This is a genomic window from Klenkia sesuvii (genome assembly GCF_037083825.1).
Classification (GTDB): Bacteria; Actinomycetota; Actinomycetes; order Mycobacteriales; family Geodermatophilaceae; genus Klenkia; species Klenkia sesuvii.
Genome location: NZ_JBAPLU010000018.1, coordinates 44,947 through 58,865 on the forward strand (window position 1 = coordinate 44,947; position 13,919 = coordinate 58,865).

The 13,919-nt window shown below is 76.7% G+C and carries 14 protein-coding genes and 1 tRNA gene; 9 read left to right on the forward strand and 6 right to left on the reverse strand.

Features of this window, described 5'->3' with window-relative positions:
* Window positions 1–36: 36 nt before the first annotated feature.
* The gene (locus TEK04_RS16010; RefSeq protein ID WP_336405352.1) at window positions 37–1,356 is read left to right on the forward strand and encodes a cation:proton antiporter; all 1,320 of its coding nucleotides are present in this window, start codon (window positions 37–39) and stop codon (window positions 1,354–1,356) included.
* Here TEK04_RS16010 and TEK04_RS16015 read toward each other — a convergent pair.
* Entirely contained in the window at window positions 1,325–1,837 is a 513-nt protein-coding gene (locus tag TEK04_RS16015) for a MarR family winged helix-turn-helix transcriptional regulator (RefSeq protein ID WP_336405353.1), read from the reverse strand. The genes TEK04_RS16010 and TEK04_RS16015 overlap by 32 nt on opposite strands.
* A 39-nt stretch (window positions 1,838–1,876) precedes the next feature.
* Here TEK04_RS16015 and TEK04_RS16020 point away from each other — a divergent pair, with 39 nt between their 5' ends.
* A complete protein-coding gene (locus TEK04_RS16020) occupies window positions 1,877–4,456 on the forward strand; it encodes a transglycosylase domain-containing protein (protein ID WP_336405354.1) in 2,580 nt (859 codons plus the stop codon).
* Between the two features lie 237 nt (window positions 4,457–4,693).
* Here TEK04_RS16020 and TEK04_RS16025 read toward each other — a convergent pair whose 3' ends face one another.
* The gene (locus TEK04_RS16025) at window positions 4,694–5,989 is read right to left on the reverse strand and encodes an alpha-hydroxy-acid oxidizing protein (RefSeq protein ID WP_336405355.1); all 1,296 of its coding nucleotides are present in this window, start codon (window positions 5,987–5,989) and stop codon (window positions 4,694–4,696) included.
* 193 nt (window positions 5,990–6,182) lie between these two features.
* Here TEK04_RS16025 and TEK04_RS16030 point away from each other — a divergent pair, with 193 nt between their 5' ends.
* The gene (locus TEK04_RS16030; protein WP_336405356.1) at window positions 6,183–7,337 is read left to right on the forward strand and encodes a hypothetical protein; all 1,155 of its coding nucleotides are present in this window, start codon (window positions 6,183–6,185) and stop codon (window positions 7,335–7,337) included.
* Window positions 7,338–7,430: 93 nt separating this feature from the next.
* Window positions 7,431–7,877: a MarR family winged helix-turn-helix transcriptional regulator gene (locus tag TEK04_RS16035; RefSeq protein ID WP_336405357.1), complete on the forward strand. Its 447-nt coding sequence runs from the start codon at window positions 7,431–7,433 to the stop codon at window positions 7,875–7,877.
* A 1-nt stretch (window position 7,878) separates the two neighbouring features.
* Here the strand turns inward: TEK04_RS16035 and TEK04_RS16040 are convergent, their stop codons facing one another.
* The 3 genes from TEK04_RS16040 to TEK04_RS16050 form a co-directional block, all read right to left on the reverse strand.
* A complete protein-coding gene (locus TEK04_RS16040) occupies window positions 7,879–8,115 on the reverse strand; it encodes a DUF2630 family protein (RefSeq protein WP_336405358.1) in 237 nt (78 codons plus the stop codon).
* A 109-nt stretch (window positions 8,116–8,224) separates the two neighbouring features.
* Window positions 8,225–9,133 carry a prephenate dehydrogenase/arogenate dehydrogenase family protein gene (locus TEK04_RS16045; RefSeq protein ID WP_336405359.1) on the reverse strand — a complete coding sequence of 303 codons (909 nt, stop codon included), beginning with the start codon at window positions 9,131–9,133 and terminating at the stop codon, window positions 8,225–8,227.
* A complete protein-coding gene (locus TEK04_RS16050) occupies window positions 9,130–9,729 on the reverse strand; it encodes a PaaI family thioesterase (protein ID WP_336405360.1) in 600 nt (199 codons plus the stop codon). Before TEK04_RS16050 ends, TEK04_RS16045 begins: the two co-directional genes overlap by 4 nt.
* Window positions 9,730–9,739: 10 nt before the next feature.
* On the opposite strand from TEK04_RS16050, the gene TEK04_RS16055 reads away from it, so the two are divergent.
* From TEK04_RS16055 to TEK04_RS16075, 5 genes are all read left to right on the forward strand, one after another.
* On the forward strand, window positions 9,740–10,402 hold the full coding sequence (locus TEK04_RS16055; RefSeq protein ID WP_336405361.1) for an O-methyltransferase: 663 nt from the start codon (window positions 9,740–9,742) through the stop codon (window positions 10,400–10,402).
* Complete coding sequence (locus TEK04_RS16060; RefSeq protein ID WP_336405362.1) at window positions 10,399–10,869, forward strand: tRNA adenosine deaminase-associated protein; 471 nt, start codon at window positions 10,399–10,401, stop codon at window positions 10,867–10,869. The genes TEK04_RS16055 and TEK04_RS16060 overlap by 4 nt, the downstream gene beginning before the upstream one ends.
* Window positions 10,866–11,501 (forward strand): HAD-IA family hydrolase, encoded by a 636-nt coding sequence (locus tag TEK04_RS16065; RefSeq protein ID WP_336405363.1) that lies wholly within the window; start codon window positions 10,866–10,868, stop codon window positions 11,499–11,501. Before TEK04_RS16060 ends, TEK04_RS16065 begins: the two co-directional genes overlap by 4 nt.
* 180 nt (window positions 11,502–11,681) lie before the next feature.
* Window positions 11,682–12,155 carry a nucleoside deaminase gene (locus tag TEK04_RS16070; RefSeq protein ID WP_336405364.1) on the forward strand — a complete coding sequence of 158 codons (474 nt, stop codon included), beginning with the start codon at window positions 11,682–11,684 and terminating at the stop codon, window positions 12,153–12,155.
* 10 nt (window positions 12,156–12,165) lie between these two features.
* Window positions 12,166–12,255, forward strand: a tRNA-Ser gene (locus TEK04_RS16075).
* A gap of 46 nt (window positions 12,256–12,301) precedes the next feature.
* Here the strand turns inward: TEK04_RS16075 and TEK04_RS16080 are convergent.
* Window positions 12,302–13,882, reverse strand: a complete 1,581-nt coding sequence (locus TEK04_RS16080) for a serine/threonine-protein kinase (protein WP_336405365.1) — start codon at window positions 13,880–13,882, stop codon at window positions 12,302–12,304.
* Window positions 13,883–13,919: the final 37 nt, after the last annotated feature.

A 13,919-nucleotide genomic window follows, 5' to 3' on the forward strand; every position in this document is an offset into this window, starting at 1 on the left:
GCGCCGGATGCGGGCAGGAGGAGGACGCTGGGGGAGGTGCTCCCCCTCGTGGCCGTCTTCGGCGTCGCCCTGCTGGTCTCGGTGCTGGTCTCCGGGCTGGCCGCGCGCACGGTGCTGTCCACGTCCCTGGTCTTCCTCGGGGCCGGGGTGCTGGCCGGCCCCGGCGTCCTCGGCCTGGTCGACGTGTCGGTCGACTCACCGGTGGTCGAGACCCTCGCCGACCTGGCGCTCGTGACGGTGCTGTTCACCGACGGCATGCGGCTGGGGCTGCGGGACCTCGCCCACGCCGGGCGGGCACCGGTGCGGGCGCTGGGCATCGGGATGCCGCTGACCATCGTGGCGATCGGCGTGCTGGTCGCCTGGCTGACCCCGCTGTCCTGGCCGGCGGCGTTCCTGGTCGGGGCCGTGCTCTCCCCGACCGACCCGGTGTTCGCCAGCGCCATCGTCGGCCGGGTCGAGGTGCCGCAGCGCCTACGCCGCCTGCTGAACGTGGAGAGCGGGCTCAACGACGGCCTCGCGCTGCCGGTGGTGGTGATCCTGCTGGCCTCCATGAGCGGCACCGACCCGCACCCGCTCGAGGTCGCCGGTGAGCTGGCGCTGGGCATCGTGGTCGGGGTGGCGCTGCCGTTGGTCGCGGCGCTGCTGGTCCGTCTGCCGCTGCTGGGGGCCACCCCGCAGCTGCAGCCCCTCGGCCCGCTGGCGGTCGGCGTCATCACCTACGCGGTCTGCGAGCTGACCTCGGCCAACCAGTACCTCGCCGCGTTCCTCGGCGGCGCGACCGTGGCGACGGTGGCGCCGCGCGCCAAGGAGGCCTTCGAGGCGCTCGGCGAGCAGCTGGCCGAACTGGGCAAGTTCGCCGCGCTGCTGGTCTTCGGGGCCCTGCTCACCCCCACCCTGTTCGGCGGCCTCGGCTGGGGCGGCTACGTCGTCGCCGTCCTCGCGTTGCTGGTGGTGCGCCCGCTGTCGTTCGTCGTCGCCCAGCTGGGGGTCCCGCTGCCCCGCCGGGAACTGTGGACGGCGGCCTGGTTCGGGCCCAAGGGGTTCGCCTCGGTGGTCTACGGCCTGCTCGTGCTCTCCTCGGGCGACCCGGAGGCGCAGGAGGCCTTCACCCTCATCGCGGTCTGCATCGCGGTGTCCATCGTCGCCCACTCCAGCACCGACGTCCCCGTCTCGCGCCTGTTCGACGTCGAGGAGGAGGCGGGCGTGCCGACCTCCGGGGAGGACACCGGCGACGTCGAGGGCCGGGACGTCGAGGGTCGGGACGTCGAGGGTCGGGACGTCGGGGGTCGGGACGTCGGGGGTCGGGACGTCGGGGGTCGGGACGTCAGAGGCCGGGACCGAGGGGGTCCGGGCTGACCTCCCCCGCGGCGTCGGCGTAGGCGCGCAGCGCGTCCCGGACCGCCGCGGCCTCCTCCGGACCCAGGCGGGCGAGCACCTCGCGCAGCTCGGCGCGGCGGCGCGCGGTCACCTCGGCGACGAGCCCGGCCCCCGCGGGGGTCAGCTCGACGAGCACCTCGCGTCGGCTGTCGGGGTTGCCCGCGCGGACCGCCCAGCCGCCGGCGATCAGGCGGTCGGCGCTGCGGGAGAACGTGGAGGGGTGCACGCCGATGGCGCGGGCCAGGTCGCCGCTGCGCTGCGGGCCGCGGCCGGCCAGCAGGACCAGCACCCGGAACTGGGGCAGGGTGACCTGCTCGAGCGCCCCGGCCAACGAGCGGGTGACCGCGCCCAGCAGTGCCCGGGAGGCGTGCAGCGCCGCGTCCACCACGGTGTCCAGGTCGGCGTCCAGATCGGCGTCCAGATCGGTGCCGAGGTCGGTGTCGGGGGGCGGGTCGGGCACCGGTCGAGCCTAGTTCGTCCGGTAACGATCCTGTTGCAGATGGGCAAGTGTTGGCTCCCAGCACGACGTCGTCCGCTCCCCGCGGGCACGGTGGGGTGGCGGGTCCGCACCGTCGCGGGCCCGCACCCCCCGTACCCCGACGCCCGTGGAGGAGCCATCCGACCCGCCCCCGCCGACGACGCCCGCCGCGGCCGCGCGCTGCTGCAGCTGGTCCTGGCCGTGGTGCTGGCCGGGCTGCTGGTCGCCGGTCTGGCCGCGCCCTGGCTCGGCGGCGCCGGGGTGGTGGCCGAGCGCGGGGCGGGCCTGCTGCACCCGCGGCAGGCCGAGGTGGTGGACGTGCGGCTGGCCGGCAACACCCGCGTGCTCGCCGCCGACGGGTCGCTGATCACCGAGTTCTTCCGGCGCAACCGCACACCGGTGCCGGCCGAGGCCATGGCCCCGGCGGTGCGGGACGCGGTGGTGGCCATCGAGGACGCCCGGTTCTTCGACCACGAGGGAGTGGACGGCGAGGGCCTGCTGCGGGCGCTCGCGCGCAACCTGGCGGCCGGCGAGGTCGTCCAGGGCGGCTCCACGCTGACCCAGCAGCTGGTGAAGCAGCTGCGCCTGCAGACCGCCGAGGACCCCGAGGGCCGGACGGCGGCCACCGAGCAGTCGGTGGGCCGCAAACTCCGCGAGGCGCAGGTCGCCCTGGCCGTGGAGCAGGCCTACAGCAAGGACGAGATCCTCACCCGCTACCTCAACACCGTCTACTTCGGGCGCGGCGCCTACGGCATCCAGGCCGCCGCCCGCACCTGGTTCTCCGTGGACGCGGTCGACCTCACGCTCGCCCAGTCCGCGACCCTGGCCGCCGTGGTGAACAGCCCCACCACCTTCGACCTGGTCGACGCGGCGGAGGCGGCCACCGCCCGCCGCGACCGGGTGCTCGGCCGCATGGCCGACCTCGGCCTGGTGACGCGGGCGGCCGCGACGGCCGCGCAGGCCGAGCCGCTGGCCCCCGCGCTCGGTGCCGGGCCACCGCGCGGGTGCGTCGGCGCCGTCGTCGGTGGCTTCGCGTGCGGTCACCTGCTCGGCGAGCTGGCCGCCCTCGGGCTGGACCGGGCCACGCTGGAGGCCGGTGGGCTGGTCGTGCAGACCTCCCTGGACCCGCAGGTGCAGGCCGCCGGGGACGCCGCCGTCCGGGCGACCCTGCCCGAGACCGACAGCCGGGCCGCGATCTACACCGCCGTCGAGCCCGGCACGGGCCGGGTGCTGGCGATGTCGGTCAACCGGGTCTACGGCGTGGACGCCGCCGACCCCGCCCAGACCGTGGTGGACCTGCCCGACGCGGCCGGGCAGGGCGCCGGGTCGACCTACAAGGTGTTCACCGCGGTCGCGGCGCTCGAGGCCGGCTACGGGCTGGACCACACCATCACCACCAGCGACCCGTACACCTCCACGGTCTACCGCGACGGCGGGGAGGCCTACGACGTCGGCAACGCCGGCCGCTACCCGGGCACGCTGGATATGGAGCGGGCGCTCTACATGTCCTCCAACACCTACTTCCTGGCGCTGGAGGACGCGCTGGGCAGCGTCGCCGGGCCCGTGTCGGCGGCCCAGCGGATGGGGCTGTCCAGCCTCGACCCGATCGCCGACCGGGTGGTCGCGGAGAACCGGGGCTCGTTCACCTTCGGCGCCGAGCCGACCAGCCCGCTGGCGCTCACCAGCGCCTACGCGACGCTGGCCGCGTCCGGGACGCAGTGCGACCCGCACCTGCTGGTCGCGGTGACCGACCGGGCCGGGGAGCCGCTGCTGGACGGGGACGGCGCCCCGCTGGTGCCCGCGGACCGCTGCACGCCCGGGGTGATCGCCCCGGGGATCGCCGATACCGTCACCCAGGCCCTGCGCAAGGACGTCGAGCCCGGCCACCCCGGCCAGACCGGCCGGGCCGCCTACGTCCCCGGGCACCAGATCGCGGGCAAGACCGGGACGTCGCAGGACAACTACTCGATCGCCTTCGTCGGCTACACGCCGCAGCTCGCGGCCGGCGTCATGGTCTACGACCCCGTGCAGAACCAGGACGTCGGCGGGTTCGGCGGCGGCAAGGCGGCCACCATCTGGCACGACGCGATGGCGCCGGTGCTGGGCGCCCGGGAGGCGGTCCCGTTCCCGCCGGCCGACCCGGCCGTCGTGCGGGGGACGCGCAGCACCTCGCCGACCACCTCGCCGACCACCGAGGCCCCGCCCGAGGACGCCGAGCCCATGGAGGACGCCGAGCCCACGGTGGAGCCCGAGCCGACCACCGAGCCCCCGACGACGGCGCCGCCCACGACCCAGCCCCCGACGACCCAGCCCCCGACGACCCAGCCGCCGACGACCCAGCCCCCGACGACCCAGCCCCCGACCACCGAGCCCCCGGTGACCGAGCCGCCGACGACGGCGCCACCCCCCACCCAGCCGCCGACGACGGAACCCGCACCGACGCAGCCCCCGACCACGGAACCCGACCCGGTGCAGCCGACCGCCCCGGAATCCTCGGCAACGGGATCCTCGGCCCCGGAGTCCTCGGCAACGGCGCCGACGCCGTCCTCGGCGCCACCCACGTCGGCGGGCTCGACGGCCCCGGACGAGCAGGAGCCCTGAGCCGGGCAGGTGTGGGGCGGGGCGCCGGTCCTGGCGGTCTGGCCGCGTTGGTCGGTCTCCGTCGGTGGTGCTGAGGAGCCACTTCTTTGCCGGCTGCCCCGCCCACGACCACTGTGACCCAGGCCACTCCAGGGCGTCAAGGGCCGCCGGGCGTGTCGTACCGCAGCCGGACCGGTCGTGCCGGACAGACCGTGGAGGGGCTGCCGTTCCCGCCGGTGGGGGCTGGTGGCCCGGCGGTCAGCCGGCGCGGCGCAGGACGTCCGGCGACAGCTGGCTGACCGCGGTGTGCCCGGTCAGGCCCAGGGTGAGGTCGAACTCGCCCACGACGTCCTCCACCACCTGCCTGACCCCGGCCTCGCCGGCCAGCCCCAGCCCGTACACGTAGGAGCGGCCCAGCAGGCAGGCCCGCGCGCCCAGCGCGGTGGCCACCAGCACGTCGGCGCCGCTGCGGACGCCGGAGTCCAGCAGCACCGGCACCCGGTCGCCGACCGCCTCGACCACACCGGGCAGCGCGTCCAGCGCGCCGACCGACCGGTCCACCTGACGGCCGCCGTGCGTGCTGACCACCAGCCCGTCCACCCCGGCGTCCAGCGCCTGGCGGGCGTCGTCGGGGTGCAGCACCCCCTTGAGCACCAGCGGCAACGACGTCCTCGACCGCAGCCAGGCCAGGTCGGCCCAGGTGATCGAGGGCCGCGAGTAGATCGCCAGGAAGGTCTCGACGGCGGCCCGGGGGAGCGGCGAGCGCAGGTTGTCGGCCAGCGACCCCGGCCAGGCCCGCGCCATGCCCACCAGCGCCCGGACGGCGGCCACGGTCGGCCGGGGCTGCGGCGGCCGCGGCCCGGCGGCGGCCGCCCGCTCCTCGACCAGCCGGCGGAACACCGGGTCGGAGGTGTACTGCGCGATGCCCTTGCCCTGCGCGAAGGGCAGGTGGCCGAGGTCCAGGTCGCGGGGCCGCCAGCCCAGCATCGTGGTGTCCAGGGTAACCACCACGGCCTCGCAGCCGCTGGCCTCGGCGCGGTGCAGCAGGCTCTCGACCAGCTCGTCGGAGGTCGACCAGTACAGCTGCATCCAGCGGGGCCCGTCGCCCATCGCCGCGGCGGTGGTCTCCAACGGCACCGAGGCCTGGTTGGAGAACACCATCGGCACCCCGGTCGCCGCCGCCGCGCGGGCCACGGCCAGGTCGGCCTCGCGGTGCACCAGCTCCAGGGCGCCCACCGGGCCGAGCAGCAGCGGGGCCGGGAGTCGCCGTCCGAACAGCTCGACCGAGGTGTCCCGGGAGCTGACGTCGCGGAGCACCCGCGGCACCACCTGCCAGCGGTCGAAGGCCGCCCGGTCGGCCCGCACCGTGGCCTCCCCGCCGGCCCCGCCCGCGACGTAACCGAGGGCCCGCTCGGTCAACCGCCGCCGGGCCGCGTCGGCCAGCGCGGTGTGCACCGTGGGCACCCGCGGACGGCGGCCGTACACCCCCGCGCGGTAGACCTCGTCCTGCCGCCGCCGACCGGTGCCCGCCCCGTTGCGCGCTGCTGCGTCCATCCCCCGACGCTAGCCCGCGGGCGCCCCTGGCCCCACCCGGCACAGGTGCCCCCGACACGCCGCCGACACGCCCGGGCGCAGGGGACCGGCTCGACAAGGGTGGGCAGCTCGTGGGGATGATGGCATGTCGGGCCCGACCTGCAGCGATCGCCCGGCGACACGACGGAGGCGAGCCGGCCGGGGAGGTGGCGGGGTGCAGAGCGCGACGACGGGCGTGTCCCCGGTGCGCCCGGCGACCCTGCTGCTCGCCGGTGCCGTGGCCCTCCTGGCGGTGGTGGCCGGCGTGGCGTTCGCCGTCCCCGCGCTGGCCGCCCCCGACGCCGGCAGCGAGACCACCACCAGCTCCGCGGCCGCGGCCGTCGACCCCGCGCGCCCCACTGCCCGACTCGTGCACGGACCCAACTGCAGCGACGGGTACGTGCGGGTCGAGGTCACCAACGGCACGGCCGACCACACCGTCACCCTGCAGTACGACGGCGCCGACGTCGGCACCGCGGTGACCCTGGCACCGGGGGAGGAGACCCTGCTGGAGGGTCCCGAGGTCGACGGCGGCGAACGGGTCGACGTCCAGGTCGCGGTCAGCGGCGGCGACGGCGCCGAGTCCCCGCTCCCGCTGGGTGACTACACCCGCCCGACGCAGGCCGACTGCGACGCCGCCGGCAACCCGCAGCCGACGTCCTCGGCGCCCCCGTCGACGCCGTCGTCCACCAGCCCGTCGACCAGCCCGTCGACGACGCGCCCGACGACGCCGACGACCACGTCCCCGAGCACGCCCTCGACCGCGTCGCCCTCCACCGGTGGGCCGTCGGCGACCAGCACCGCGCCGCCGGCCAGCAGCTCGACCGGACCGTCGACGCCGTCCACCACCCCGCGGCCCACCACGGGGGCACCGTCGACCTCCGCGGGGACCGGCACGACCGGCGCGGGCTCGGCGACGTCCCCGCCCGGGGGCGCTGCCTCGGCCGGGCAGGTGGCGCCGGGCAGCGTGGTCACCATCCGCGGCACCGGCTTCACCCCGGGCGAGCCGGTCACGGTCACCCTCGTGGGCGCCGCCGCCCCGCTGGCCACCGTCACCGCGGACGAGCAGGGGCGGGTCGAGGCCGTCGTGCAGATCCCGCAGGACGTCGTGCTGGGTCCGGCGGTCGTGCAGCTGGTCGGCGAGGAGTCCGCCGCCGCCACCCAGGTCGCCCTCGACGTCGCCGCCCGCGACTCCGCGCCGGTCACCGGCAGCACCCCGTGGCCGCTGGTGGCCGCCGGGCTGGTGCTCCTCGCCGTCGCGGCGGCCCTCGTCGCGGCGACCCGCCGCCCGCGGCCCGACGACTGGCAGCCCCCCGCCGGGTCGGCCTGAGCCGTGGCCGACCGCCGCGGACCCCACGGCCGCCCCGCCCACGCCGGACGACGTCCGGCCCCCGCCGCAGCACCACCGCGCGACCTGCGGGGCATGGCCGGCGCGGCGCCGGGGGCAGCCGAGACGTGGCTGCGCCTGGTGCAGGCCCACGAGCGCGTCGGCCGCCGGCTCGACACCGCGCTGCGCACCCAGCACGGCCTGTCGCTGGCCGACCTGAGGCTGCTGCGGCTGGTCGACGCGGTGCAGGGCGAGCGGGCGTCGGTCGGCCGGCTGGCCGAGGAGGTCGGGTCCTCACCGGCCGGCGTCGGCCAGGCGCTGGCCCGGCTGGCCGAGGACGGCTGGATCACCCGCGAGCGCGGCGCCACCGACCGCCGCACCACGTGCGCGCGGCTCACCGAGCACGGCCGGGGGCGCATGGCCCGGGCCGGGCAGACGCACGACGAACTGCTCGCGCACCTGTTGGGTGCCTTGGGTTCAGCCGCCGGGTCGGTGACCGACGGGCTGACCCGGGTCGCCGCGGCCGCCCGTCCCCCGCGCTGACCTACTGCAGGTAGCTCTCCACCTGCGACTCCGGCCGGTCGGCGGCCTCGGCGGGGTCCTCGCCGTACTGCCGCTTCGCCCGCCGCTGCCGCAGCAGGTCCCACGCCTGGTCGAGGTGCCGCTCCAGCTCGGCCATCCGGGCCCGCTCGGCGTCCCCGTGCTCGGCCGTGCTGTCGCGGAGCCGGTGCTCCTCCTCGACCAGCGCGTGGATGCGGCCCAGGATGTCCTGCTCGTCCATCGTCTGCTCCCTCGTCGTCGACGTCCGACCGACGCCTGCCCCGACGACGTCCCCCGCAACCATCTCGCGGCGCCCAGCGGGCCCGCGCGCGTCCCGGCGGGCGCGCGGGTCATGCGGGGAGCGAGGCCTCCACGAAGGCGGCGAGGCGGCGGTCGACGGTGCCGCCGGCGCGCCCCAGGGCCAGCAGTGCGGCGCGGTCCAGCGGCACCCGCACCGTGCGCCGCTCGCCCGACCGCGCCGCGACCGTGTGCCCGGCCTCGACCAGCTCGGGCCACGGCCGGTCCAGCTGGGCCCGGACGGCGGCCAGCGCGGCGGCGGTGGGGCCGGCGTTGCCCTCGACCATCGCGGTGACGAAGGCGGGGTCGCTGCCGATGACCCGGGTGCCGCCGGCGAAGCTGCCGGCGGCCAACGCGAGGGCGAGCGGCCCGGCGTCGGCGGCCGCGGCGGCCAGCGCGGCGGCCAGCAGGTGCGGCACGTGGCTGATCGCGGCGACGGCGGCGTCGTGCTCGGCGGCGGTCACCGGCACCACCGACGCGCCCGCGGCCAGCGCCACCTCGGCCACCCGCAGCCAGCGCGGCAGCTCGGTGCCCGGTTCCAGGCAGACCGCCCACCGTGCGCCCCGGAACAGCTCGGGGTCGGCGGCGGTGTGCCCGCTGCGCTCGGTGCCGCACATGGGGTGGCCGCCGACGAACCGGGCGCCGAACCGCTCGCCCAGGGCGGCCAGCACGGGCACCTTGACCGAGCCGAGGTCGGTCACGGTGGCGTCGGGTGCGACGTCGAGGTCGTCGAGCGCGGTGCCCAGCGCGGGGATGGGGGTGGCCAGCACGACCACGCCGCCCAGCTCGCGGCCGATGGTGACCCCCCGGGCGGCGGCGGCCTCGCGGGCGGCGGGGTCGGTGTCCCAGCCGGAGACCCGGCGCCCGGCGGCGATCAGCGCGGCGGCCAGCGAGCCGCCCAGCTGGCCCAGCCCGACCACTCCGACCGGCGGGGCCTCCATGGTCGGGACGGGGAGGTTCACCGCAGCTCGTTGGGTGCGGGGGTGGCGCCGGCCGGGTTGGTGCCCTCGCCGGGGGAGGGCGGGGGGTGCTCGACGGTGGAGATCTGCAGGGTGGGCGGCACCGGGGGCGGAGCGACCATCGCGACGACCTCCTCCTCCACCGCCCACGGGGTGCCCAGGCGGAAGACCCGGGCCAGCGCGGTGGCCACCAGGCGACCGTCGGCCGACGTCGCCTCGATGCGGTAGACCGCCGTCCGGGCGCTGCGGTGCACCTCCGTGCCCACCGCGGTGAGCACGTCACCGGGGCGGCCGGGGGCGAGGAACTCGGTGTGCACGTCCTGGGCCACCGCGACCGTGCCGTGGCTGTTGCTCACCGCGGCGTGCACGACGTCGAGCAGCGCCATCGTGGCACCGCCGTGCGCGGTGCCGACGGCGTTGAGGTGGGCCGGCCCCACGGTCATCGACGCCCGGGCGTAGCCGGGGGAGACCTGCTCGAGCCGGATGCCCAGCTGGGCGGCCAGCGGGTCGGCGGCCAGGGCGGCGAACAGCTCCGGGGAGATGTCACTGCTCCGCAGGGGAACCGGACGCTCTGTGTCGGGCTCGGGCACGTCGGCCATGATCGCACCCATGACGCCCCAGTCGTTCCTCCTCAGCCCGGAGCTGGCGGAGTTCGTGCGCCGCTCGGCCGACCCGCCGGACGACGTCGTCACCGACCTCGTGGCCGAGACCGCCGCCATGACCGCGGCCGGCGACGGCAGGCCGACCTACCAGGTGGCGGTCGAGCAGGCCGCCCTGCTGACCCTGCTCACCCGCATCTCGCGGGCCCGCTGGGCGGTCGAGATCGGCACGTTCACCGGGCTGTCGGCCCTGGCCATCGCCCGAGGTTTGCCCGAGGACGGCGGTCTCCTGTGCCTGGACCGCGACGAGCACTGGACCGCCGTCGCCCGCCGGTACTGGGAGCGCGCCGGGGTGGCCGACCGGGTCGAGCTGCGCCTGGGCGAGGCGGCCGAGCTGCTCGATGCGCTGCCCCTGCGCCCCACGTTCGACCTGGCCTTCGTCGACGCGGACAAGACCGGGTACGCCGGATACGTCGACGCCCTGCACCCGCGCATGCACCCCGGAGGACTCCTCGTGCTGGACAACACGCTGCGGGCGGGCAAGGTGCTCGACCCGCAGGACGACGACGACCGCGCCATCGCGTCGCTGGCGGCCTCGCTCGCCGCCGACGCCCGCTTCGACACCGTGCTGCTGCCGGTCGCCGACGGCCTGACCCTGCTGCGCGTCCGATGAGCGAACGCCTGGGGTCCTTCGCCGTGCGGGCCGCCCGCACCGGCGAGGGCTGGACGGTCGAGCTGCTGGCCGACGACGCCGCCACGGAGCTGCCGGTGCTCGAGGGTGCGCTGGCCGGGGAGTGGCCGGGGCCGTTCGTGTTCGTCGTCGACACCCGGCTGTACTTCGTCGCGCTCACCCACGGACCCGGCGGCATGGTGCGGGCCATGATCAGCGACGGCGCGCTGCCGGAGTTCCTGCTGGCCGCCGAGGCCATGGAGCGCTACGGCATCGAGGGGGTCGAGGTCGACGCCGACGACGAGTCCGAGCACCCGGCCGGCGACCTCGACCTGTTCGCCGACGCCGGCCTGCCGCGCACGGACCTCGAGCAGATCCTCACCGCCGACCTGTGGGCCGACGAGATGGTGGCCGAGGTGGCCGCGCGGCTGGGGTTCGCCGACGAGCTGGCCGCGGCGGTGACGGCGTGACCGCCGTCGTGTTCGACCTCGGCGGCGTGATCACCACCAGCCCGCTGGCCGCCTTCAACGACTACGAGCGGGACGCCGGCCTGCCGATCGGCCTGGTCGCCCGGCTGAACACCACCAACCCGCACGAGAACGCCTGGGCGCGCTTCGAGCGCAGCGAGCTCGACCGCGACGGGTTCGTCGAGGTGTTCGAGGCCGAGGCCCGCTCGTGCGGGTACGACGTCGACGCCACCCGCGTGCTCGACGCGCTGCACGGCGCCGTCCGGCCCGCGGTGGTCACCGCGATCCGGGCACTGGGGACGGCGGGCGTGCCGCTCGCGCTGCTGTCGAACAACGCCGCGCCGATGGACCCGGGGTCGGAGCACGGCGCGCTCATGGCGCTGTTCGACGTGGTGGTCGAGAGCTCGGTGGAGGGCATCCGCAAGCCCGAACCGGCGATCTACCCGCTGACGCTGGACCGGCTGGCGGCTGCGGTGGGCCGGCGCATCGAGGACGCCGAGGTCGTCTACCTCGACGACCTGGGGCCGAACCTCAAGCCCGCCCGCGAGCTGGGCTGGCACACCATCAAGGTGGTCGACCCCGCCGACGCCCTGGCCGAGCTGGCCCGGGCGACCGGTGTCGACCTGTCGACATGACGACATGTCGACTCGGCGGGCCCCCGCTGTGTTCCCCCCGGGCAGCTCGTGCCCTGCTCCCTCCCAGCACGCAGACCGTTCTGCTCCCTGTGGGGACGCAGGCCGTTCTGCTCCCTCTGGCGACGCAGGACGGCCTGCTCCCTCCGGCGACGCAGGGCACGAGGTCGCGCAGGTGGAACCGTGCAGGCTGAAGCCACGGAATGGGATGCCGGGATGGCGCGGGCGCTGGAGCTGGCGGCCGAGGCGGCAGGATGGGGTGACACGCCCATCGGGGCCGTCGTCCTCGGGCCGGACGGCGCCGTGCTGGCCGAGGCGGCCAACGAGCGGGAGAAGGTCGGCGACCCCACCGCGCACGCCGAGGTGCTGGCCCTGCGCGCCGCCGCCCGCGTGCACGGCGACGGTTGGCGGCTCACCGGCGCGACCCTGGTGGTGACGCTGGAGCCCTGCACGATGTGCGCGGGGGCCGCCGTCCTGTCGCGGGTGGGGCGGGTCGTCTACGGGGCGCACGACCCCAAGGCCGGGGCCGCCGGGTCGCTGTGGGACGTCGTCCGCGACCGCCGGCTCAACCACCGGCCCGAGGTCGTGGCCGGGATCCGGGAGGAGGAGTGCGGCGCGCTGCTACGTGCCTTCTTCCGGGCGAAGCGGGGCCTGTAGTCTGCTCGACGGTGGCGTGTCCGAGCGGCCGAAGGGTCCCGCCTCGAAAGCGGGTGAGGTGTAAAAGCCTCCGTGGGTTCAAATCCCACCGCCACCGCCAGCACGCGAGGGCGGCACCTGATCACGGGTGCCGCCCTCGCGTCGTCTCATACCGCGATGTCCTCGTCCACGAGCAGTCGGCCGTCGGGGCCCTCGACGAGGGTGAACCGGTGCTGCTCGACCTGCTCCCCGCCGTCGTCCTCGTCGTCCTCCACGAACGTCACCTGGGCCGTGGCCACCAGTGAGCCGTCGGTGGCGGTGACCGGGCCGAGCACGACGTCGTCGAACTGCTTCCAGAAGTCCCGGTACCCCTTCTCGCTGATGACGCCCTGCAGGGTGGGGCCGGTCAGTCGGTAGGCGTCCCTCGGGTCGTCGGGCAGCAGGGCGTAGTAGTCGGTGATCGCCTGGGACACCTCGGCGGCGGTGACCACCTCGGGCTGACCGGTGGGCGCCTCGGTGGGGGCGGGGGTGGTCGGTGCCGTGGTCTGCTCGGGGGTGGTCTGCCCGGTGGTGGTCGGCACCGGGGCATCGGCCGGCGGCGCGGCCACCGAGGTGGTGGTCGGGGTCGGGGAGGCCGTCGTCGGGCCGTCGGTGCCGCGGGTGGCCCACCACGTACCGCCGCCGACGAGCAGGAGCAGCACCACGACGCCGGCCGCGATGGCCGGCCGCCGCGCCGCCCGGCGCGCCGGTGCGGCCGGGCGGTCCGCCACGACCGGCCGGGACGACGTCCCCGGGCGCGCCCCCGCGGCCGGCAGGTCGGTGCGGGTGGGGTCCCGCGGCGGCGGGGGGACGGGGCGCAGCGGGGTGCGCGCGGTCATGACCGCGGTGACGTCGCCGTCGGACCCCGCGGCGATGCGGGCCAGCGTGTCGCGCACCTCGCCCATCGACGGGCGCGCGGCGGGGTCCGTGGTGAGCATGCGCTCCAGCACGGGGGTGAGCGCACCCGAGCGCACCGGGCGGCCCGGCTGCCCCGCGGCCACCCGGTACAGCTGCTCGAGGGAGTTGCCGCTGCTGCCGAAGGGGGGCTGGCCCTCCAGTGCGGTGAAGAGGGTGGCGCCGAGCGACCACACGTCACCGGCCGGGCCCGGCTCCTCGCCGCGGGCGACCTCGGGGGACAGGTAGGCCGGGGTGCCGGTCACCATGCCGGTCTGGGTCAGCCGGACGTCGCCCGTGGCGTGGGAGATGCCGAAGTCGGTGATCTTCACCAGGCCCTCGAGCCGCTCGCCGCGGCCCACCAGCACGTTGCCCGGTTTCACGTCGCGGTGCACGATGCCGGCCGCGTGCGTGGCCACCAGGGCGTCGGCCAGCTGCGCGCCGATCTGGGCGACCTGCTGGACGGGCAGCACCCCGTCGGCCGAGAGCACCGCGGCCAGGCTGCGGGAGGGCAGGTGCTCCATGACCAGCCACGGGACGCCGGCGTCGTCGGCGACGTCGTAGACGCTGATCGCGTGCGGGTGGTGCACGCGGGCCGCGATGCGCCCCTCACGCATCGTCCGGGCGCGCTGCTCGGCGGCGACCTCGGGCGTGGTGCCGACCGGGATCACCAGCTGCTTGACGGCGACCTCCCGGCCCAGCCGCTCGTCGGTGCCCAGCCAGACGGCGCCCATGCCGCCCCCGCCGATGCGGGCGGAGAGACGGTAGCGGCCGGCGACCCGGTACCCGGGCCCGACGTCCGCGGGGTCGGTCACCGGGACGACGCTACCGGCGGGCCGGTCACGCGGCCCG